Source organism: Blastomonas sp. 34TW (assembly GCF_059803595.1).
Map to the genome: position 1 here is coordinate 1 of NZ_JAPFGW010000025.1, position 18,566 is coordinate 18,566.

Annotated in this window: 19 protein-coding genes and 2 pseudogenes; 8 read left to right on the forward strand and 13 right to left on the reverse strand. The window is 64.5% G+C overall.

What is annotated here, in order from left to right; all coding sequences use genetic code 11:
- The 5 genes and pseudogenes from OPU69_RS19100 to OPU69_RS19120 form a co-directional block, all read left to right on the forward strand.
- Positions 1–420, forward strand: a pseudogene (locus tag OPU69_RS19100) (P-type conjugative transfer protein TrbL); the annotation flags it as partial.
- Positions 420–1,103, forward strand: a complete 684-nt coding sequence (gene trbF, locus OPU69_RS19105; protein WP_054362435.1) for a conjugal transfer protein TrbF — start codon at positions 420–422, stop codon at positions 1,101–1,103. The pseudogene OPU69_RS19100 and the gene trbF, both read left to right, overlap by 1 nt.
- A complete protein-coding gene (gene trbG, locus OPU69_RS19110) occupies positions 1,100–2,128 on the forward strand; it encodes a P-type conjugative transfer protein TrbG (RefSeq protein ID WP_196490233.1) in 1,029 nt (342 codons plus the stop codon). Before trbF ends, trbG begins: the two co-directional genes overlap by 4 nt.
- A 71-nt stretch (positions 2,129–2,199) precedes the next feature.
- A complete protein-coding gene (locus OPU69_RS19115; RefSeq protein ID WP_196490234.1) occupies positions 2,200–3,333 on the forward strand; it encodes a TraB/TrbI/VirB10 family type IV secretion system protein in 1,134 nt (377 codons plus the stop codon).
- Between the two features lies 1 nt (position 3,334).
- Positions 3,335–3,568, forward strand: coding sequence for a DUF2274 domain-containing protein (locus OPU69_RS19120; protein WP_054362432.1), 234 nt, complete (start codon positions 3,335–3,337; stop codon positions 3,566–3,568).
- A gap of 35 nt (positions 3,569–3,603) precedes the next feature.
- Here OPU69_RS19120 and cynS read toward each other — a convergent pair whose 3' ends face one another.
- The 7 genes from cynS to OPU69_RS19155 all read right to left on the reverse strand — a co-directional run bounded on the left by cynS (position 3,604) and on the right by OPU69_RS19155 (position 10,881).
- Positions 3,604–4,089 (reverse strand): cyanase, encoded by a 486-nt coding sequence (cynS, locus tag OPU69_RS19125; protein WP_054362431.1) that lies wholly within the window; start codon positions 4,087–4,089, stop codon positions 3,604–3,606.
- Between the two features lie 89 nt (positions 4,090–4,178).
- Entirely contained in the window at positions 4,179–4,877 is a 699-nt protein-coding gene (locus OPU69_RS19130; RefSeq protein WP_054362430.1) for a cysteine hydrolase family protein, read from the reverse strand.
- Positions 4,878–4,960: 83 nt separating this feature from the next.
- On the reverse strand, positions 4,961–5,551 hold the full coding sequence (locus OPU69_RS19135; RefSeq protein ID WP_054362429.1) for a TetR/AcrR family transcriptional regulator: 591 nt from the start codon (positions 5,549–5,551) through the stop codon (positions 4,961–4,963).
- A 27-nt stretch (positions 5,552–5,578) separates the two neighbouring features.
- Positions 5,579–6,526 carry a LysR family transcriptional regulator gene (locus tag OPU69_RS19140; protein ID WP_054362428.1) on the reverse strand — a complete coding sequence of 316 codons (948 nt, stop codon included), beginning with the start codon at positions 6,524–6,526 and terminating at the stop codon, positions 5,579–5,581.
- 161 nt (positions 6,527–6,687) lie between these two features.
- On the reverse strand, positions 6,688–7,521 hold the full coding sequence (locus tag OPU69_RS19145; protein ID WP_231728248.1) for an SDR family oxidoreductase: 834 nt from the start codon (positions 7,519–7,521) through the stop codon (positions 6,688–6,690).
- Position 7,522: 1 nt separating this feature from the next.
- Positions 7,523–9,979, reverse strand: coding sequence for a strawberry notch-like NTP hydrolase domain-containing protein (locus tag OPU69_RS19150; protein WP_058803406.1), 2,457 nt, complete (start codon positions 9,977–9,979; stop codon positions 7,523–7,525).
- A 35-nt stretch (positions 9,980–10,014) separates the two neighbouring features.
- Positions 10,015–10,881, reverse strand: coding sequence for a DUF7146 domain-containing protein (locus OPU69_RS19155; RefSeq protein WP_058803405.1), 867 nt, complete (start codon positions 10,879–10,881; stop codon positions 10,015–10,017).
- A gap of 358 nt (positions 10,882–11,239) precedes the next feature.
- Here OPU69_RS19155 and OPU69_RS19160 point away from each other — a divergent pair, with 358 nt between their 5' ends.
- Positions 11,240–11,926 (forward strand): AAA family ATPase, encoded by a 687-nt coding sequence (locus tag OPU69_RS19160; RefSeq protein ID WP_054362425.1) that lies wholly within the window; start codon positions 11,240–11,242, stop codon positions 11,924–11,926.
- Positions 11,923–12,249: a hypothetical protein gene (locus OPU69_RS19165; RefSeq protein ID WP_054362424.1), complete on the forward strand. Its 327-nt coding sequence runs from the start codon at positions 11,923–11,925 to the stop codon at positions 12,247–12,249. Before OPU69_RS19160 ends, OPU69_RS19165 begins: the two co-directional genes overlap by 4 nt.
- Here the strand turns inward: OPU69_RS19165 and OPU69_RS19170 are convergent.
- The 3 genes from OPU69_RS19170 to OPU69_RS19180 all read right to left on the reverse strand — a co-directional run bounded on the left by OPU69_RS19170 (position 12,246) and on the right by OPU69_RS19180 (position 13,321).
- The gene (locus tag OPU69_RS19170) at positions 12,246–12,479 is read right to left on the reverse strand and encodes a hypothetical protein (RefSeq protein ID WP_054362423.1); all 234 of its coding nucleotides are present in this window, start codon (positions 12,477–12,479) and stop codon (positions 12,246–12,248) included. The genes OPU69_RS19165 and OPU69_RS19170 overlap by 4 nt on opposite strands.
- 121 nt (positions 12,480–12,600) lie before the next feature.
- On the reverse strand, positions 12,601–12,987 hold the full coding sequence (locus tag OPU69_RS19175) for a hypothetical protein (protein WP_200912148.1): 387 nt from the start codon (positions 12,985–12,987) through the stop codon (positions 12,601–12,603).
- Positions 12,988–13,069: 82 nt separating this feature from the next.
- Positions 13,070–13,321, reverse strand: a complete 252-nt coding sequence (locus OPU69_RS19180) for a hypothetical protein (protein ID WP_058539788.1) — start codon at positions 13,319–13,321, stop codon at positions 13,070–13,072.
- A 234-nt stretch (positions 13,322–13,555) separates the two neighbouring features.
- Between OPU69_RS19180 and OPU69_RS19185 the strand changes: the two genes are divergently transcribed.
- A complete protein-coding gene (locus OPU69_RS19185) occupies positions 13,556–13,825 on the forward strand; it encodes a hypothetical protein (protein ID WP_054362420.1) in 270 nt (89 codons plus the stop codon).
- Between the two features lie 3 nt (positions 13,826–13,828).
- Here OPU69_RS19185 and OPU69_RS19190 read toward each other — a convergent pair.
- The 3 genes and pseudogenes from OPU69_RS19190 to OPU69_RS19200 form a co-directional block, all read right to left on the reverse strand.
- A pseudogene (locus OPU69_RS19190) lies at positions 13,829–14,881 on the reverse strand (DUF8535 domain-containing protein); the annotation flags it as partial.
- A gap of 33 nt (positions 14,882–14,914) precedes the next feature.
- A complete protein-coding gene (locus OPU69_RS19195; protein WP_012449407.1) occupies positions 14,915–17,893 on the reverse strand; it encodes a Tn3-like element ISMpo10 family transposase in 2,979 nt (992 codons plus the stop codon).
- Positions 17,894–17,897: 4 nt separating this feature from the next.
- Positions 17,898–18,482 (reverse strand): recombinase family protein, encoded by a 585-nt coding sequence (locus OPU69_RS19200; protein WP_010339849.1) that lies wholly within the window; start codon positions 18,480–18,482, stop codon positions 17,898–17,900.
- Between the last annotated feature and the right edge of the window lie 84 nt (positions 18,483–18,566).

Genomic DNA, 18,566 nt, shown 5'->3' on the forward strand with positions numbered 1-18,566 from the left:
GGCGCCGCCCTCGCGGGCGGCGCTTCCACCGCCTACAGCCTGGGCGCCGCAGGGCAGTCGGGCGCCTCAGGTGTGGCCAGTGGCCTGGGCGGCGTCGCCCGGGCCGCCGGTTCCGCTGCAACATCGCCGCTCCGCCGCGCCGCTGAACGCTCGACCGAAAGCATGCGCTCCAGTTTCTCGGAGGGCGCCAAGTCCGCCTTCGAGGCGACCGGCGGCTCCTCGACCATGGGCACCATCGGCGGCGGCTCAGACGAGGCCGCGCCCGCCGCCGGCAATTCAAACACGCCGCCCGCCTGGGCCCAGCGCATGAAACGCTCCCAGCAGATGAGCCACGCCGTTTCCACCACCGTCCATGCCGTCCGCAGCGGCGACAGCCATGGCGGCGGCTCTTCCATCAACCTCTCTGAAAGCGACCGCTGATGTTCCGAAGACCCTCTACGCATTACGGAAAGGCTCCCGAGCCCGAGACCCCTTATCAGCGCGCCGCCCAGGTTTGGGACGACCGTATCGGCTCGGCCCGCGTCCAGGCGAGGAACTGGCGCTATATGGCCTTCGGATCGCTGTTCCTCAGCGCCGGCTTCGCCGCTGCGCTGGTCTGGCAGTCAGCTCGGGGAACCGTCGTGCCATGGGTGGTGCAGACAGACCGGCTCGGCCAGGCGCAAGCGATTGCGCCTGCGACCGCCGACTACCAGCCGACCGATCCGCAGATCGCCTTCCACCTGGCGCGCTTCATCGAGCAGGTCCGCTCGATCCCAGCCGACGCGATCATCGTCCGCCAGAACTGGCTACGCGCCTACGACTTCACGACAGATCGCGGCGCGGCCGCACTCAACGATTACGCGCGCTCGAACGATCCCTTCACCAAGGTCGGCCGCCAGCAGATCGCCGTCGATGTCTCGAGCGTCATCCGTGCGTCGCCGGACTCGTTCCGCGTCGCTTGGACGGAGCGCCGGTATGAGAACGGCCAGCTCGCCGACACCACGCGCTGGACCGCGATCCTCACGATCGTCGTCCAGATTCCCCGCAATGCCGACCGGCTGCGGGCCAATCCCTTGGGGATCTACGTCAACGCAATCTCATGGTCACGGGAGCTGGGGCAATGACAAAGCCGTATTTCCGTAAAGCCGGAAGGCCGGCTTTGCGCATTCAGACATTTGCGGCTTTGCTGCTGTCGGCGACGGCGCTCGCCGGCTGCGCCACCGCGACGCCGCCGCCGGAAATCAGCTACGACGACGCTCCGGCCGCCGTGCAGACCGTCGATCCTCCCGCGCCGGTCCGGGTCGTCGAGCTGCCGCGACCGCTGCCGCTGCCCGGTCAGATGAAGCCGGTCGAGGAATCGCGCCGCGCTCCGGAGCCGGCCGATCCCACCGCGCGCGTCAACCAGGCCAACGCCGCCGCCCGTATTCAGCCGGTGCGCGACGGCTTCATCAACTCGATGCAGGTCTATCCCTTCACGCAAGGGGCGCTCTATCAGGTCTACACCGCCGTCGGGCAGATCACCGACATTGCGCTCCAACCCGGCGAGCAGCTCGTCGGCTCAGGGCCGGTCGCGGCCGGCGATACGGTCCGCTGGATTATCGGCGACACGCAGAGCGGCGCCGGCGCGACGCTGCAGGTCCATATCCTCGTCAAGCCGACGCGCGCGGATCTGATGACCAACCTGGTCATCAACACCAATCTACGCACCTACCATATGGAGCTGCGCTCGACCGAGCGGACCTATATGGCCTCGGTCTCGTGGCAGTATCCGCAGGACCAGCTCATCGCGCTCCGCAGGCAGAATGCCGAGGCGCAGGCCACCCAGCCGGTGGCCACCGGCGTCGATCTCGCACGGCTGAACTTCCGCTACGAGGTGACCGGCGACCGTGCTGCATGGCGGCCGCTGCGGGCCTATGACGACGGCCGGCAAGTCTTCATCGAATTCCCACGCGGCGTCGGCCAGGGCGAGATGCCGCCGCTGTTCGTCGTCGGCCCGGAGGGCAAGACGTCGGAGCTGGTCAACTATCGCGTCCGCACCAACTACATGATCGTCGACCGGCTGTTCGCTGCCGCCGAGCTGCGGTTCGGCTCCGGCGACAATCAGAAGCGTGTCCGGATCACCCGCACCGACGGGAGGCCGGCGTCGTGAGCGAAGACCGGAACGAGGGAGAGGATGCGGCCGCGCCGCTGACCGGATCGGCGCCCGAAGCGGCAGCGCCGATGCGGCTGCGCGCGGATGCGCCGCGCGTGACGCGGCTGTCGCGCAAGGTGCTCGCCGGGCTCGGCCTGGTCGCCAGCCTCGGGATCGGCGGTGCGCTGGTCTATGCGCTCCAGACTCGCAACGGCGGCCGGGCGCCGGAGGAGCTTTATTCAACCGACAACCGCAACACGGCGGATGGCCTCCAGGGCCTGCCGCGCGACTATAGCAGCGTGCCGCAGCTCGGCCCGCCGCTGCCGGGCGACCTCGGCCGGCCGATCGTCAGCGCCCAGAACCGCGGCCAGCCCGTGCCCAATCCCGGCGTCGCCGCTCCGCAGCCCGGCCTCAGCGCCGAGGAGCAGCGCCGGCTCCAGGAGATCGAGACCGCCCGCACCAGCCGTCTGTTCGCGGCGGCGGAGGCGCGCAATGCCGCGCCGGTCACGGCGAACACGCCGAACCAGGCGCCACCGGACCTCGCCAGCCTCGGGCTCGCGCCGCCGCCGGCAACGCCGAGCGCCCAAGATCGGCAGCAGGCCTTTCTCAACGCGCCGGTCGACCGACGCACTGTTGCGGCCGACCGCATCGCCGCGCCGGCCTCTCCGAATATCCTTCAAGCCGGCGCCGTCATCTCGGCCGCTCTCATCACCGGCGTTCGATCGGACCTTCCGGGCCAGATCACCGCCCAGGTCACCGAGAACATTTATGACAGCCCGACAGGCCGGATCCTCCTGATCCCGCAGGGCACGCGCGTGATCGGCCAGTATGACAACAACGTCCAGTTCGGGCAGAGCCGCGTCCTGCTCGTGTGGAATCGGCTGATCTTTCCGAACGGCCGCAGCATCGTGCTGGAGCGCCAGCCCGGCGCCGACGCCGAGGGCTATGCCGGCCTGCAGGACGGCGTCGACTATCACTGGTGGGATCTCGCCAAGGCCGCCGGTCTCTCGACGCTCCTGAGCGTCGGCGCCGAACTGGCCACCAATGATGACGACCGGCTGATCCAGGCGATCCGCAACGGCGGCCAAGACACGATCAACGACGCAGGCCAGCAGATCATCCGGCGGCAGCTCAACATCGCCCCGACGCTCACCATCCGACCCGGATTCCCGGTCCGGGTGATCGTAACCCGTGATCTTATTCTCGAGCCCTACGGAGGCTGATGTGACCAAGTTGAAACTCGGCATGATAGCCGACGACAAGCCCGTGAAGGTGACGGCGGAATTACCGGCGACGGTCTATCGGGATCTTGTCGCTTACGCTGAGGTTCACGGCCGCGAGACCGGCCAGCCGGTCGCCGATCCAACACGTCTGATTGCGCCTATGATCGAACGCTTCATCGCGACCGATCGCGGCTTCGCCAAGGCACGTCGCGCGCGGCACGTTACTTCCTCTTGATCGTCGGCAGGGCCCAAGGGAGCCCCGGCGAACGATCATTCGGGTTCCTTATAGCCATATTCGGGAATGCCTTGCTCGCTTCCGTAGTAGCGATAGGGAAGAAACTTGCCCGACATTCCGATCTTCACTCGATCACCTTTTGGATTCGGCTCACGCTCGAACGTGATGTCGAAATCGATTGCGGACATAATGCCGTCGCCGAACTCGTCCTCGATGAGTGCCTTCCACGCGGGGCCGTTGACCATCACCATTTCATAGAAGCGATATATCAGGGGGTCCGTCGGCGGCATGGGCATGCCTCGATATGGCACCTCGTTCAGCATACGCTCTTCTGCCTCCGACAGGCCGAACAGCGCCGCAGCCTTCTTCGCGAGCGGTTTGATCAGCTTCATCTGCCCGAGCAAAGCGCCGATGATCAGCACCTCGGACACACCACCGATCTCTCCGGTGATGTGTTTCCACGACCAGCCTCGCTCGCGCTTGATGTCCAATATCTTTTCGGTCAGTTCCTCACGCCTCATCGATCCGTTCTCCTTCTTTGATGATCGCTAACGGGATGCGGTCCCGGCAATGCCGGGACCACAGGGACATGTCCGCAGGTGCGGGCGTCTCAGCCCTTCAGTTGTGAGACGGTTTCCGCGGTCGTCCAAAGGCCGTGCGCGAGGAACCGGAAATTCACCAGGGCGGCGAGGTAGCCGTCGCCCTCCGGAACGCGAGGGCCGGCTGTCGCATCGCGAACGACCACCACTTCGAAGCCCTGTTCGATCAGTTCCCGCAAATGCGCTTCAATGCACAGATTGGCGGCCATGCCGGCCAGGATGACTTGTGACACACCTTGTTTGCGCAGTTGGAGAATGAGGTCGTTCGTCTCGGGGCCGTAGACCTTGTGCGGCGAGGCAATGATGGTTTTGCCGTCGTGGATGTACTTTTTGTAGTCTTCGAGGAAATCCGCGCCCGATCCCTCGAATTCCTCCACGGTAAACTGGCCTTTGCGACCAAACATGTTGATCGCATGCATGGTCTTTTCCAGTGGACCGCCAAACTGCCAATGATGGTCACATGGATAGTAGAAGTGGGGCGAGATGGCGACGGTGATATCCGCTGCCTTCGCGGCTTCGAACAGTTGGCCGATGTGCGACACGGTGTTGTTCTCGACAACGCTCTCGCCGAAGAACGGCCAGCTCACACCGCTGGGATGTAAGAAGTCGTTCTGCGGATCGATCACCACGAGGGCAGCTCGCTTCAGGTCGAGCTGAAACGTGCTTTTTGGAAGCACCGGATTTTCGGGATCTGCGTAGAGTTCAGTCATGATCTTCTCCTTTCAGAAGAGGAAGGCGCCATCTGCTGGCGACGTATTAAAGTGACTGGTCGTCTATTAATACGACACGATTTTCACGCGAGGAGCCGAGGCAGGGCAACAGTGCCAAATCGCCTCAGAGCTCTTCCGCTTTGCTCGACCTTGGCCACCATCACCGCGCCCTCGAAGGCCTCGATGAGCGTCGCCGCAAGGTCCTGGGGTTCGCGCGCGAGGGGAAGCTCTCCCGCTTCGCTCGCGGCCGACAGGCACTTTGCAAGGGCGGCTGTCCAAGTCCTCAGGAGAGCTTTCAGCTTTGATCGTGCAATCGAGCTCTGCGCCGCAAGCTCAAGCGCGAGATTGCCGATCAGACAGCCAAACGTGAATTTCTGTCGCTCATGATACTCAATCAACTCCGAAAAGTGTCTCTCGACGCGCTTTAACGGGCTAACGAAATCGTCTTCCAGGATGGACACGTAATTGGATTCGATTGCGCGCCAGTATTCATCGAGTATCGCTGCCGCGAACGCATCCTTGCTTTCGAAGTAATTGTAAAACGATCCCTTCGGAACTCCGGCAGCGGCAGTAATATCCTGCACGCCACAGCCGTTGAAGCCAAGGCGATGGATGATTTCTGCGCCTTTTTCGATGAGGCGCGAACGAACTTCTGGATTCGGTGGACGTGGCATGACGTTAATAAATGACCAGTCATCTCGTTATGTCAACCGTTGAATGGCCTCTAGGACCGTTGAGGACCGCCGCTGGTGCGTTTTTGCGATCGATGCGCTAAGGTCCAGCAGACGCTTAAGCGCGGGATTGACGTTGTTTGTCGACCAAACAACGCTTGAGTTGAACACCTCGCCCCCTTCGGCAAGCGGAACGAAGATGACCGCGGGATAGGAGGCGCCCTGAGTGGAGGTCGCAGCCAAGGTCACGCCGAATCCCATGCCCACCATGTTGAGGAGGTTCTCGCGGCCAACCCGCTGCACCGAGATCCGCGGATGAAAACCCAAACCGGAAAGCTGCCGCACGATGATCGCCTCGACCTCAGGCCCGTGAACGTCCGCTGCGACAAGGAATGTCTCGTCGCGGAGATCCTCCCAATTGACGCCGACGCGTGCCGCCATGGAATGGTGCTTTGAAACTGCGACGTATAGAGGTTCACCCCAGAGATGCATCGCCTGGCAACCGGGAAGACGCGGCTCGCCGGGAATGAATGCCGCGTCGAGCCGACCGCTTAGCACGCCGGCGGCAGTCGCCTGCGCCGTCGCCTCTTCGATCTTTATATCGATGTTCGGAAACCGGAAATGGAACGCCTCGAGCACGTCGGCCAAGAAACCGCTGGCGAGCGAGGCCATCAGCCCGATTTTCAACTCCCCAATCTGGCCTCGTTTCTCCATGCTTAGGCTGCTGACAGCTTGGCGAATGTGTTCAGCGCCAAATGCAGCCTCCCGTATGAAGCGCTCGCCGGCTGGCGTCGGCCGCACTCCGCTCCTGCTGCGTTCGAAGAGCGGCACGCCCACCCTGCGTTCGAGCAACTGAATTCGACGGCTGACCGTCGACTGCGAGAGATTCATCGCATCGGCCGCACGGCGGAAACTTCCGTGTTCCGCAACCAGAATCGCGTAGCGGAGAAAGCGGAGGTCAAGAGCCAAGTCAGGCATGTCCCCCTCCGCCTGCCCGCCGATGCAGTGGCCGGCCGACGCTCAGCCGCGACCTGCGCAACAGGGAATGACTGCGCATTTCCGCCGCCGCGAACCGCGGGACGGCGCCAATTATGCGGCTACGATGCTCGTGGAGAAGCGACACTCGCATAGAGAAAACACTACTCAGAAAGATCAGGCCCGAACATCGCCCGCATCTGTGCCAAATAATGTTCCTCCGAGGTCATCCATCGCAATTGTGCGAACAACGCGGTATCGGGGCCCGCCGGAAAGCGCAGCCGATCGCCCTCCTCCGTCGCAGCAGCGAAAACAGCCTCGGAGACTTCGCTCACACTCGTGAACGCGGTTGGATAGTCTTGCAACTTGGCGAAATAGCGTTGCGCAAAGGCGTCGTATGGCGGTGGTGTCAGTCCCTCAATGCGATTGGCGCTGTTCGTTCTGAAATTGGTCGTTGGTGCAAGGCCTGGTTCTACGATCCGCGCCCGGATGCCAACCAGGCCCAATTCATACGAAAGCGCCTCAGTGAACCCTTCAACAGCACACTTGCTGGCCGTATACACGGCAACGAACGGCATCGGGGCGATCGCCGTGCTGGAGGTCACATTGATTATCACACCACCCGCATGCTGGCGCATATGCGGGATTGCCGCTCGGCAGACCGCCATCACCCCGAAAGTGTTTGTTTCAAACATCTCCCGAATTACGGTGTCAGGCGTAAACTCGAACGCGGAAAGCAAGCCGATGCCCGCGTTGTTGACCAGCACATCAATCCGTCCAAAGGCGGCGACGGCATCGGCGAGAGCCTTAGAAATGCTTTCAGCGCTGGTCACATCCAGCGGCAGGACTTTCAGCCGGTCCCCGGGCTTGTCGAACACGCTTTCGTCAGGCGCCCGCATTGTCGCAACGACGTTCCAACCTTGATCGAGAAAGAGCTGTGCGGTCGCCTTCCCATAGCCTGAGGAAGTTCCGGTAATCAGTATAATGTGGAGCTCCACATTAGACATATTCGCGTGGCGACAGGTCGATTTCGAGGTCTGCCCGCTCGTCGGGGCTGAGCTCCCCGAGGCGACGGTTGAGGATCGATTCCGCGGTCGTGACGAGCTGCAGCACCACCGATTTGCCATCGGCGAGGTGTTCCTCGACCGCGGCGATGACGGTCGGCATCTTCAGGCTGAGAAGGACCTGGCCGAAGAAGCGCTGCTTGGTCGACTCGAAGCGCGAGCGGGCGGACGCCTTGGCGCCGCTGTTGAGCGTCGCGTTCTCGAGGGAGTCGACGACGGCGGTCAGCTCCAGCGCCTGTTCCATGTTGCGGTGGATGATGCCCCAGGCATCCGCATAGGTGTCGTAGATCCTGATCTGGTCGGGTGTCAGCGCATGCTTGAGGATGTCGTACTCGACGCCGGCGAAGCTGAGCGCGCGCGCCATGTAGAGGCCGGTCGCCTTGAGGTCGCGAGCGACGAGCTCCATGGCGGCGATCCCGCCCTTGCGGATGCCGCTGATGAACTGCTCGCGGTCGGCGAAGGCGGTCTCCGGTCCCCAGAGGCCGAGCCGGACGGCGTAGGCGAGATTGTTGACGTCGGAGGCTCCGGTCGCCGAGGCGTAGAGCACGCGCGCGCCGGGCAGGTTATTCTGGAGCAGCACCCCGCAGATGCCCTGCTGGGAACCCTTTTTCGCGCCGAGAGCGCCCTCCCCGCCTGCGACGCCGCCCATTTCGTGTGCCTCGTCGAAGGCGATGACACCGTCGAAGTCTTCGCGTGCCCAATCGATGAGCTGCTTGAGCCGGGTGTGATCACCCCGAGCAGAGCGGAGCGCCGGATAGGTGACGAAGATCACGCCCTGGTCGAGCTTGACCACCTCGTCGATCTTCCAGCTGGTAAGGGGCTGGATGTCAGCCGTCATGCCGCCCAGCGCGGTCCAGTCCCGTCGGGCATCCTCGAGGAGGGGCTCGTTCTTGGTGATCCAGATGTGGCGGCGGCGGCCCTGCAGCCAGTTGTCGAGGATGCAGGCGGCGATCTGCCGGCCCTTCCCCGCCCCGGTCCCGTCGCCCAAGAAGAAACCCTTGCGATACTCGCGGCCGTCCTCGGACAGGTCCAGTCCGACGCCCTCCTTGCTCGGGCGGAACCGGCCCGGGATCATCTGGGTCCAAGCATCGCCGGCGTAGACGACTGTTTCGAGCTGCGAGGCCGACAGCAGACGCTCGGCAACCGTCCGCTCGGGCAAGCGCGGGACATGATGGGGGATTGGCGCGGGGATCGAGCCCATGGCCACGGACTCGACCAGTGCGGTCGGATGCTCGCCGGCGGTGGTGAACACGAGGCGGCTCGGCCGATAGGGCAGGTAGACGCCCGTCTGTCCGAGAAGCGGCGCCGGGGTTTCCAGCGGCGTGAAATCGACGGGGAGAACCTCGTTGCGGACGGGGGCATGATAGGCGCGCGGTTCGGCAGGGCGCGTGCTCTTCACGGCACGGAACAGTGAGGTCGTGCCGGTCTTCCGGACAGGAGCCATTGGCACGTCCGTTTTCGGCTTCAGCCGGTCGACGATCGTCACCGCGTCGAGGATCTCGGCGACCGACGAGCGCTGGATCGTCGAGGGGATCGTCGTGCCCGGTGCCTTGTCGATGACGTAGAGGCGGACCGCGATCGAGGTGCCGTGCTTCGTGTAGCACTTTTCGAGGCGGATCGAGGTTCGGACCGCGACATCGCGCAGCGTGGAGTCGAACAGGTCACGCAGACGCGCGCTGGGGCCGAACCAGTCGGGCATGATCGCGACAAGCCGTCCTCCGGTGCGCAGGCGGCGCAAGGCTGCCTGTAGGTGGCGCACGGCCGCGAAGTCGTCGGCGCCGCGGCCGAGCGAGCGCGAGAACGGCGGGTTCATCAGGACCAGCGTGGGACGCTCGGACGATGCCATCAGCGACGTCAGCGCTGCGCCGTCGTAGCCGGTGATCGGCGCGCCGGGAAAGCTGTGGGCGAGCCGTGCCCGTCGAGCCGGGTCGAGTTCGTTCAGCTGAAGCGTGACGTCCTGGCGCAGCTGCGCGACGAGCAGGCCGTTGCCGGCGCTGGGTTCGAGGACGACGTCGCCTTCCTGTGCGTTCGCCAGGAGCACGGCCAGAGCGGCGATGTCTGCCGGTGTCGAGAACTGCTGCCATTCGAGCTGCTCCTCGCTCCGGACAGTCTGGGTGGGTAGCGCCGCCATGAGCCGGATGGCGTGGGCAACATCGGGCAAGGCGTGGAGCGCGTGGGGGACCGTCCGCAGGTGGACGGCGAGCGCGTGCTCCAGCACCTCGAAGCTCTCGCGCTGGGTCCAGCATCCCTGCGCGTCGGTGCCGCCATAGGCCTTCGTCATGGCCTCATTGAGGGCGGCCCGCGTGATGCTGTCGCCGGCGCGGAGTCGATCCTGCAGCAGGAGCGCGGCGCTTCGGTCGGCGTTCTCGGCCGTCGAGAATAGGTCGGTCATGGGGGTCTCCTGGATCGGCCGCCCAAACGGCAGCATCATCCACTCGACCCCCCTCCCCTTTCCTGCTCGCGATCGAGGACGATCGCCCAGTCCTTGATGCGCCCTGGTGGTGGCGCTCGCCGGATGTTGAGCCGGGGACGTGCATAGTGAGCCTCTGCGCGTACGGCAGCGGCTTCGCCCTCCGGATCGTTATCCTGTGCGAGTAGAAGATTGGCGAGCGCCGACGGCAGGCCGAGATGATCGAACCGTCGAGCGCCGAGGGTCGCCCAGCAGGGCACGCCATGCAGGATCGTGAAGGCCGCGGCCGTCTCGAACCCCTCCGCGATCGCGAGCGTGTCACCTTGCAGCGGTCGTCCCTGCCACGCCCCCTGCCCCGGTTGTCCAAGCATGACCTTGCACTCGTAGTCCGCGGTTGCCGGGTCGAGGAAGATGCGCTGGAAGGCGACGAGCCGATGTCCCTCCCTCACGCCGACCAATAGGGCGGGCTTGAAAACGGTACGTCCCTTGGGTCCGAGCGGGCATCGCGGATGGAAGCGGAGATCGGCCGGTCCTGCGACGATGTGGCGTCGCTGCAAGTAGCGCTCGCCGAGCGTCTGCATGACGTCGCGGGCCTGTTCCCAGAGACGTTCGACGTTCCCGGTTCCGCGGCGTATGTCGGCCTTCGGGGGCTCGAAACGCCTCGTCACCGGGATGCGACGAATCTCGCGCAGGACGTCCTCTGCCTCGCAGCCCGCAAAGCACGTCACGAGGATGCCGCGATCTCCCTGGCGTAGCGACAGGCTCGGGGTCCGATCGACGTGGGCTGGGCATCGGCATGTCGCAACATAGCCGTGCCAAACTCCACCGAGCGAGCCGACGATGTCGACGAGTTCCTGGCTTGGTTTCAATGCGGTATAGGGCATCTTTTCTGCTCCTTCGCTATTCTGCACCCCCTCCCCTCGCTCCGGCCAGTGGTAGACTATGGTACCAAGAGAAGGCCTAAGCATCGCAGCTGAACCGCTCGGAATGCTCGGCATGCCCGAGCGGTGCATAGCGGTGGCTACCATATTCTAGCGTAGCGCTGCCATGCGGTGGCTGGGGTGGCATAGCCCTGCGTAGCATTTAGTACGCCTTAGTAGCGTATCCTATCCATGCCCTGCCATGTATAGCGTTGCCAAGCGATGTGTGGTCTGGCATGGCGTAGTCAGGGCGGGCAATCTCCCCGCCTGTCGTGTGAAGGCTGCGCCAGTGTAGCGCAGCGATGACGAGGAAGGCTGGAGCATGCCAGTAATCAGCTTTGCAAGCCCCAAGGGCGGGGTAGGTAAGAGCACGTCGGCGTTGGTGCTCGCCAGCGGTCTCAGCCAAGCCGGGGCCTCGGTGACTGTCATCGACGGCGACCCGAACCGAACGCTTGAGACGTGGGCGAGCGAGACGTCTGATCCTGGATTCGAGTGCCGGACACTCCCGTCAGACAACGCGATCATCGACGAGATCGAGGAGGCGGCAGCCTCCAGCCAGTTCGTCATCGTCGATCTGGAAGGAACCGCGAACTTGGCCATGTCTCGCGCGATTTCGCGGACCGACTTGGTCATCATCCCGCTGCAGGCGTCGCCGGTCGACGCACGACAGGCGAGCCGGGCGATCAAGCTGGTGGTGGATGAGGGGAGGGCGCTTCGCCGCGAGATCCCGTATCGCATGCTGTTTACGCGCGTGAACCCTGCGATCGCGACGCGCGACGAGAAGGAAATCAGGTCGCAGTTTCGGGGCGCGGGTATCCCGACCTTCGAGACCGCTCTGAACGATCGCGCGGGGTTTCGCGCGATGTTCACACACTACCGCTCGCTCTGGAGCCTCGGCGACGATCAGGCGACCGGGCTGGACAAGGCGCGCATCAATGCCACCGCCTTCGTGCAGGAGGTCGTGACGGAAATCAGACGGCAGAACGCTGTCGTGGAGCAGACGGCATGAGCAACGGCATCAAACTTGGGCTGGACGATCTCTCGGACATCCGGCCGAACACCCGGGCTGAACGCAGCCGAACGGATCAGCGCCGAGACGCGGCTGCGGTAGATGACATCGGGCGCGAACACGGGTTCTCCAAGCCGTCCGCGCCTGCGGCATTGCCGCGCCGGCAGAAGTCGGCTTATGCGGGCGAGCAGCTCCACCAGGTCAGCGTCAAAGGCCCGGTGAGCGTGATGGGGCGCTTCGTCGAATACTGCGACCGGGAGCGGCTGCCTTACTGGCAGGCCATCGAGAAGCTGATGGACCTGGCTGAGGGAGAGGAACGCTAGGCGGCGGGCAGCGACGCCACCACTTCGCCGATCAGGTAGAAGGCGTCCGGAAGTGCGAAGAAGGCGTCGACGCGCGCGTTCTCGTCATCGGGTGCCTCTGTGCTTCCGAGCAAGGCTGACCAGCGATCGTCCACGAACCCCAGCAGCGCCGCCCATGCGGAGCCGTGGTCCGGGTGGACCGACAGTTCGTCTTTGTCGCCGAAGGTGATCATCAAGAGGTGTAGCGACATCGCAAGCTCCTGCGAGCTGCGCCGGGACCGGAGCCTCGGCGGGTGAGGGCAGGGGCCGCGGGACGCAACTCCCGCTTGCCCGATCCTCTCGATCCCTCTCACCTCTTTTATGATTCTGCGCTCAGCGCAGAAGAACCGATGCTACTTGCGAATAGTTGCGCGGATGTATCCGGTCCCGCGTCTCAAAACGGTTCAAGTCGACCGTCTCGTCCCCGAAGCGAGCGGCAACCGAGCTGACAGTATAAGCCTGGGGTCTTGCATAAGGCAGCAGCCAAATGACTCGGCGAAAGCAGAGGCTGGTGCGGATCTTCGTGAGTTTGGTCGCGAGGGCGGCGCCGGCCGGGTCGTTTGATCCCATGGCGAAAACACAGGCGCCATAGTCTTTGCCCGTTTTCCTCCAGGTGAGGATCTGCGCCGCTGTAGCACGCTCGACGGCCTGCACGTCGCATTGCTGGGCATAGCGCCGGTTGATCGCCTGACCGGCACCGACGCCGGTGCTGTCGCCCAAGATAAGGCACTCGAACATAGGAGGCTCCCGCTCGCCTAGATTGTACGACGGGATGGTGCGTCAGGCCAAGCGAAGAACGGCGTCAGCTGAGCGCCTCCTGCAGCTCGGAAAGGTCGGCGTCGATGATGGCGTAGAGATCGTCGCTGTTGTTGCGGAAGAACTGGTCCGCGCGCGCCTCGGGCTCGATAGGGGAGGGGGCTCGGCCGAACCGGCGTTCCCAGCGTCGGTCTACGAACTCCATCAGCTGCCGCCACGCCTGCGCTTCGGTCGCGTGGAGCGTGACCTTCCGAACGCCCTCGAAGATGATGACGAGGACGACGACGCCGGGGTTCATCAACAAACCGCCTCGGCAGCTCGGCGTGCGGACGTGGGTCGGCGATCCGATCGGCAGGACGTGCGAAGCCGTTTATCGACCATTAGCTTGCGGTATGCGAGGAACTTGCGTCACTTTCGTTGCGGTGGGGGGTTAAGCATATCCTCACCATGCTGTTGTAAACAGATAGGGTCCGTTCGGAACCGGCCAAGGGTCGGAGACATTAATCACCCGAGGCGGGCTACGAGGCTGATCATGGCGCACCTGACCCAAGTCGAGTTGATCAACTGGATAGCACTCTACACCGCCACGGGGCTGTGCTGCGCGATCGCGATGGTCCTCTCCGTCTCGGTCGCCGGAATCCGTCTGTATCGCGAGCGGTCCTGGGAGGAGATGCGGTCCGTGCGTGGCGCCGTGCTGTTCCTGCCGAAGACCTGGTGGCGCTGGCAGAAGCTCTACCTTCTGTCGACCCCTGTGACGCTCGGGATCGTGGTCTCGTTCGGCATGAGCCTGAGCTGGAACTGAGCCTCAGAGATCGAGAGCACTCGCGATCAGATCGCCCACGCGGTCCTTCTCGACATCCGTGGGCTCGATCGTCAGGAGTGGTCCAAGGAGCCGCATACGCGGATGCGTCGTCGCCTTGGACGTCAGGTAGTCGTCGTCGCTGAAGCCCATCGCTTCGACCACGAGCTGTTTGATCTCGCCAGTCAGGCGCGAGCGTGCCTCGAGGAGGAAGTCGGGTCGGCATGAGCCCTGGGTCGTGAGGCGGTCAAAGACGGGCTTCTCGATCGCGAGATCCACTCCCCCGGCGTCCAGTAGCCGGCGGGCCTTGAACAGCTCGCGAAGGACCGACCGTTCGAACTCGGAGTCGACCGGGATGAAGCGCTGACCGGAGAAGATTGGTTGAGCGTAGGCGCGAAGCGGTGCGTAGCCGTGCGCCTCGGGATACTCGCCCGCGACGATCATCACCAAGAACGGCCCCTTGATGAGGTTGCCGCGCACGGAGGGCGACTGCACGCGGTTGGCGACGTGGATCGCCTCGGCCCCGGGGACGTCGACGACGTGGCCCCGGACGTGTGGCGAGAACAGCGCCATGAAGCCCTGTGGCGCGTGTCCGCTCGGCCACGATTTCGCGAGCTGGCGCAGCATGGCGTAGGCTCTACGGCTGTGAAGCGCATTTGCGTGGGTCCAGAACGCTCGGCCGAGCTCGATGCCCGGCGCGATCTCGATCTTGGTCGAGGCTCTGCCGAGCGCCTCGAACTCCAGCTTGATCGAGGCGGTTTCGTATTCGTGCGCGACGGGGGCCACCTTGTTGGTGCCGGCAGCGTCGATCAGGCGCCACAGGAGCCGCGCTAGGCGCGGAACGGAGGCATGGCGGGTGCGATCGTCGCTGGCATCTTCCTCGGGCCTCTGCGCCAGTTTCTCCGGGGCTGGGCGCAGCACCTCGAAATAGCCGGTGGGTGGATCAGCAGGCGTCTCGCGAGAGCGGATCTCGGTGATGCGGTGCGTGACCTGGTCGCGGAAGAAGGGGCAGTCCTCGCGGTGCTCCGGCCGCTTGGTGCTCGTCAATCTCCGCAGATAGGGGTCGGTACACAGAACGGACCCAGATATACGCTAAGGTTTTGCCGTGCCTTCGACGGCGCGCATCTGGCGAAGCGGTCTGAGCGCGGTGGATGGCGCATCGGGATCGGTCCAGAGGTAATCGCCGGTGAGATTGATATGCTGCCAACCGAGCGGTGATAGGTGTTGCAGCAGGTCCGGCGGGACCGGCCGGCCGAGGTTGGCGAGATGCATCCGGGCGGCTTGCAGGTAGGTCGTGTTCCACAGGACGATGGCACCGGCGACGAGGTTCAGCGCGCTCGCCCGATGGCTTTGGGCTTGCAGCGCATGATCGCGGATACGGCCGATGCGATGGAAGAAGATGGCGCGTTTCAGGGCATTTTCCGCTTCTCCCTTGTTGAGTTCGCGGGTGGCGCGGCGACGCTGTTCGGGCTGCTCGATCCAGTCGAGCGTGAACAGGGTACGCTCGACGCGACCGATCTCGCGCAACGCCAGTGCCAGGCCGTTGGCGCGTGGATAGGAGCCGAGCCGTTCCAGCATGATCGAGGCGCTGACGACGCCTGTGCGGATCGAGGTTCCCAGTCGCAGCACGTCGTCCCAGTGTGCCTCGATCAGACCTTCGTCGATGCGGCCCGCGACCAGCGGCGCAATATCGGGGCCGGGTTCGATGCCGTTAAACAGGTGCAAACGGCGTGCGGCGATATTCGGGATACGCGGCGCGAACCGGAACCCAAGCAGATGACATAGCGCGAACACATGGTCGGAGACGCCCCCGCCATCGACGTGATGCTCTTCGATGTGCAGATCGGCGCCGTGGTGGAGCAGCCCGTCGAGCACCTGTGCCGCCTCGCTCGCCGAAGCGGAGATAACTGTGGAATGGAACGGCGCGTAGCGATCCGAGACGTGGCTGTAAAAGGAGACAGCCGGCTCTGTCCCCTTGTGCGGATTGACTGCGCCGGTTGCCTGGGCGCGGCGGTCGAGCGGAAAGTTCTGACCGTCTGAGCTGGACGAGGTGCCGGACCCGAACAGCGCGGCCAGCGGCGCGGTGTGTTGGGCGTCGACAAGCCGGGCGAGCGCGCGACCGTAGGTTTCCTCGCGCAGATGCCACGAGGCGAGCCAACCGAGTTGGCGCTGGGTCACGAGATTGCAGGCTTCCGCCATGCGCGTATGGCCCAGATTGGTGGCATCGGCGAGCACCGCCGTGAGGATCGCACGTGGTTCATCCGCGGCACGGCCACTTTGCAGATGCGTGAAGCACTGGCTGAACCCGGTCCATCGATCGACTTCGGCAAGAAGGTCGGTGATGCGGATCGCGGGCAGATGCGCATAGAGCGGCGCAAGGGCGGTATCGGATTCCTCGGGAGTAATCGCCTTCAAGGGCGAAATCCGCAGCCTGCCCAAGCTGAGCTGCACGTCTTCCAGCGCGTCCGTCTCCGCCTTTCGCTCGACCTCGGCCAATCGACGGGCGAGGCGGGCGCGTCGTTCGGCCAGCCAGATATCGGCCGTATCCGGTGCCGGTATCGGCAAGGGGCCGGCCGCGCGCATGTTGGCGAATACGGGGGCAGGAATGAGTTGCTGCTCGACAGCACGATAGCGTCGGCTTCCCTCGACCCACATGTCGCCGGCGCGAAGCCGGTCGCGAAGCTCGACCAGCACGCACAATTCATAGATCCTGCGATCGGGAATGCCGGTGCCGATCGCCCGACGCCAAGCTTGCCGGATGAAGCCGACTGGCGTGCCTGCAGGCAATTTGCGCAGATGACCAAAATGAAGGTCGCGCATGATCGCGACCGCTCGCGCGAGCGCATGGCAGGCTGGCACCGCCCCGAATGTGAACGAGGCGATGAACGAGGGACCGACCTGTCGGAGGACGGGGTAATTGGTCGCGGCGACCGCGACGGGATCGACCGAATCGGGGCGGATCAGCTTGCGGGCTTCATCGACCTCGCGGCCGAGATCATTCCATCCGATCGCTGCCTCGACCGCAGCGCCGATATCGCCACCTGATATCTTGGCGGCGAGCAAGGCAGCGCCGAGTTGGGCAAGCAGCCGGATTTTGCCGTTGATGGTGCGCCGGTTGCGCTTGAGTGTCGTGTCCGCGCTGTTCTGTTCGCGCCGGAACATCTGCCCAAGCAGGCGATCGAACATCAGCACCGCATCGTCGGTGAGGGTAACGATGGTTTCGAGGATGGTCGCCACCAATGTGGCGCGACGCCGCGTCGCTTGCAGCGTCCGAACATGTTGCGCGGTCAGCCGCACGCCTTCCTGGCACAGGCGTCGGAGGCGCTCGGGATGGACGCCTACGGCGATATCCGGATCGATCCCGATGGCCCGAAGCAGTGTCAGTCGCTCGATGATGGCGGCGAATGTCTTTCGGCCGGGCTTGCCGGGTGACTGCCGCACCCAGGCCAGATCGCTCAAGTTCGTGCCTGTGTGGGGCAGGAGAAGCGCATCGAGCAGCCGGCGCTGTCGAGCATCGAGTCCTCGGGTCAGATGCTCGGCGACATGGCGTTCGGCATCGAGCAACGCCTGTGCGACCATCCGCTCGACCGAACTGATGCCCGGCACAATGATGCGCCGTCGCCGGCACTCATCCAGCATCACGCGCGCCAGCCTAGCCCCGCTGGTCGTCGTCAGCGCGATCGGCAGGAGCCATTCCTGCAACGTCGTTCGCAGCGGCCGACTGAGCGGCATGAAGCCGAATGCATCGCGCAGTGCATCGAGCTGTTCGTACCGGGTCGGGCCGCGCGTCGCGTAGTCGGCCAGCACCTCGGGTCCGACCTGCAATTGCTCTGCGACGAACGCGAGCGGCGTATCAGGGATCAGTTCACCGGGTCGCAGGAAACGGCCAGGATAGCGCAGCGCGCAAAGCTGGATCGCGAAACCCAGCCGGTTATGCGGTCGCCTCCGGCGGACGATGATGGCCAAGTCGTCCCGGCTCAATGTCCAGTGCTGGACGAGCAGGGTTTCGTCGTCGGGAAGCGCGAGCAACGCCGCGCGTTGCTCGTCCGACAGGACGGCGCGACGCGGCATCGGCTTAGACCTTGGCCGGTGCGGTCCAGCCGATCCGGGCAAGCGTGCCGAGAAGGGTCGAACGCGGCACCTTGAAGGTCCGGCAGACGGACGCCTTGCTGGCCCCGCCATCCAGCGCGGCGGTGATCCGCTCGAGCGTTTCGGCGTCGATCATCGGCGGGCGGCCACCTTGGCGTCCCCGGCGTTTGGCAGCAGCCAGTCCCGCCATCACCCGTTCGCGCGTGAGCGCACGCTCATATTGTGCCAATGCACCGAACAGCGAGAACAGCAATTCGCCGTGCGGCGTGGTCGTATCCATCTGCTCGGTCAGCGACCGGAACGCGATGCCGCGCGCCTTCAGATCGGTGACGATCGTCAGCAGGTGCGGCAGCGAGCGTCCGAGCCGGTCGAGCTTCCACACGATCAGTGTGTCGCCCGCGTTCAGATAGTCGAGGCAGGCTTTCAGGCCTGGTCGGTCGTCGCGCGCGCCGGATGCCTTGTCGGTATGGAGATGCCGATGATCGACCCCGGTTGCGACGAGCGCGTCCCGCTGGAGATCGACCGTTTGGCGGTCATCGGTCGTTGACACCCGCATATATCCGACCAGCATGTACGACAAACCCTCGAAAGCATGTTTTCGAACACCCTATCAAAGCGACAGGGTTTGTCGATCGTTATGGGCTGAGGCGGGTAT

Excerpts from the sequence above, each read along its gene's own strand:
- OPU69_RS19135 (WP_054362429.1), bottom strand. The coding sequence starts at position 5,551 with ATGCCACGTCCACCGAATCCAGAAGTTCGTTCGCGCCTCATCGAAAAA.
- OPU69_RS19150 (WP_058803406.1), bottom strand. The coding sequence starts at position 9,979 with ATGACCGACCTATTCTCGACGGCCGAGAACGCCGACCGAAGCGCCGCG.
- trbF (WP_054362435.1), top strand. The coding sequence starts at position 420 with ATGTTCCGAAGACCCTCTACGCATTACGGAAAGGCTCCCGAGCCCGAG.
- OPU69_RS19180 (WP_058539788.1), bottom strand. The coding sequence starts at position 13,321 with ATGAACCCCGGCGTCGTCGTCCTCGTCATCATCTTCGAGGGCGTTCGG.
- OPU69_RS19155 (WP_058803405.1), bottom strand. The coding sequence starts at position 10,881 with ATGCCCTATACCGCATTGAAACCAAGCCAGGAACTCGTCGACATCGTC.
- OPU69_RS19170 (WP_054362423.1), bottom strand. The coding sequence starts at position 12,479 with ATGTCGCTACACCTCTTGATGATCACCTTCGGCGACAAAGACGAACTG.
- OPU69_RS19165 (WP_054362424.1), top strand. The coding sequence starts at position 11,923 with ATGAGCAACGGCATCAAACTTGGGCTGGACGATCTCTCGGACATCCGG.
- OPU69_RS19195 (WP_012449407.1), bottom strand. The coding sequence starts at position 17,893 with ATGCCGCGTCGCGCCGTCCTGTCGGACGAGCAACGCGCGGCGTTGCTC.
- cynS (WP_054362431.1), bottom strand. The coding sequence starts at position 4,089 with ATGAGGCGTGAGGAACTGACCGAAAAGATATTGGACATCAAGCGCGAG.
- OPU69_RS19115 (WP_196490234.1), top strand. The coding sequence starts at position 2,200 with ATGCGGCTGCGCGCGGATGCGCCGCGCGTGACGCGGCTGTCGCGCAAG.
- OPU69_RS19185 (WP_054362420.1), top strand. The coding sequence starts at position 13,556 with ATGGCGCACCTGACCCAAGTCGAGTTGATCAACTGGATAGCACTCTAC.
- OPU69_RS19140 (WP_054362428.1), bottom strand. The coding sequence starts at position 6,526 with ATGCCTGACTTGGCTCTTGACCTCCGCTTTCTCCGCTACGCGATTCTG.
- OPU69_RS19160 (WP_054362425.1), top strand. The coding sequence starts at position 11,240 with ATGCCAGTAATCAGCTTTGCAAGCCCCAAGGGCGGGGTAGGTAAGAGC.
- OPU69_RS19130 (WP_054362430.1), bottom strand. The coding sequence starts at position 4,877 with ATGACTGAACTCTACGCAGATCCCGAAAATCCGGTGCTTCCAAAAAGC.
- trbG (WP_196490233.1), top strand. The coding sequence starts at position 1,100 with ATGACAAAGCCGTATTTCCGTAAAGCCGGAAGGCCGGCTTTGCGCATT.
- OPU69_RS19200 (WP_010339849.1), bottom strand. The coding sequence starts at position 18,482 with ATGCTGGTCGGATATATGCGGGTGTCAACGACCGATGACCGCCAAACG.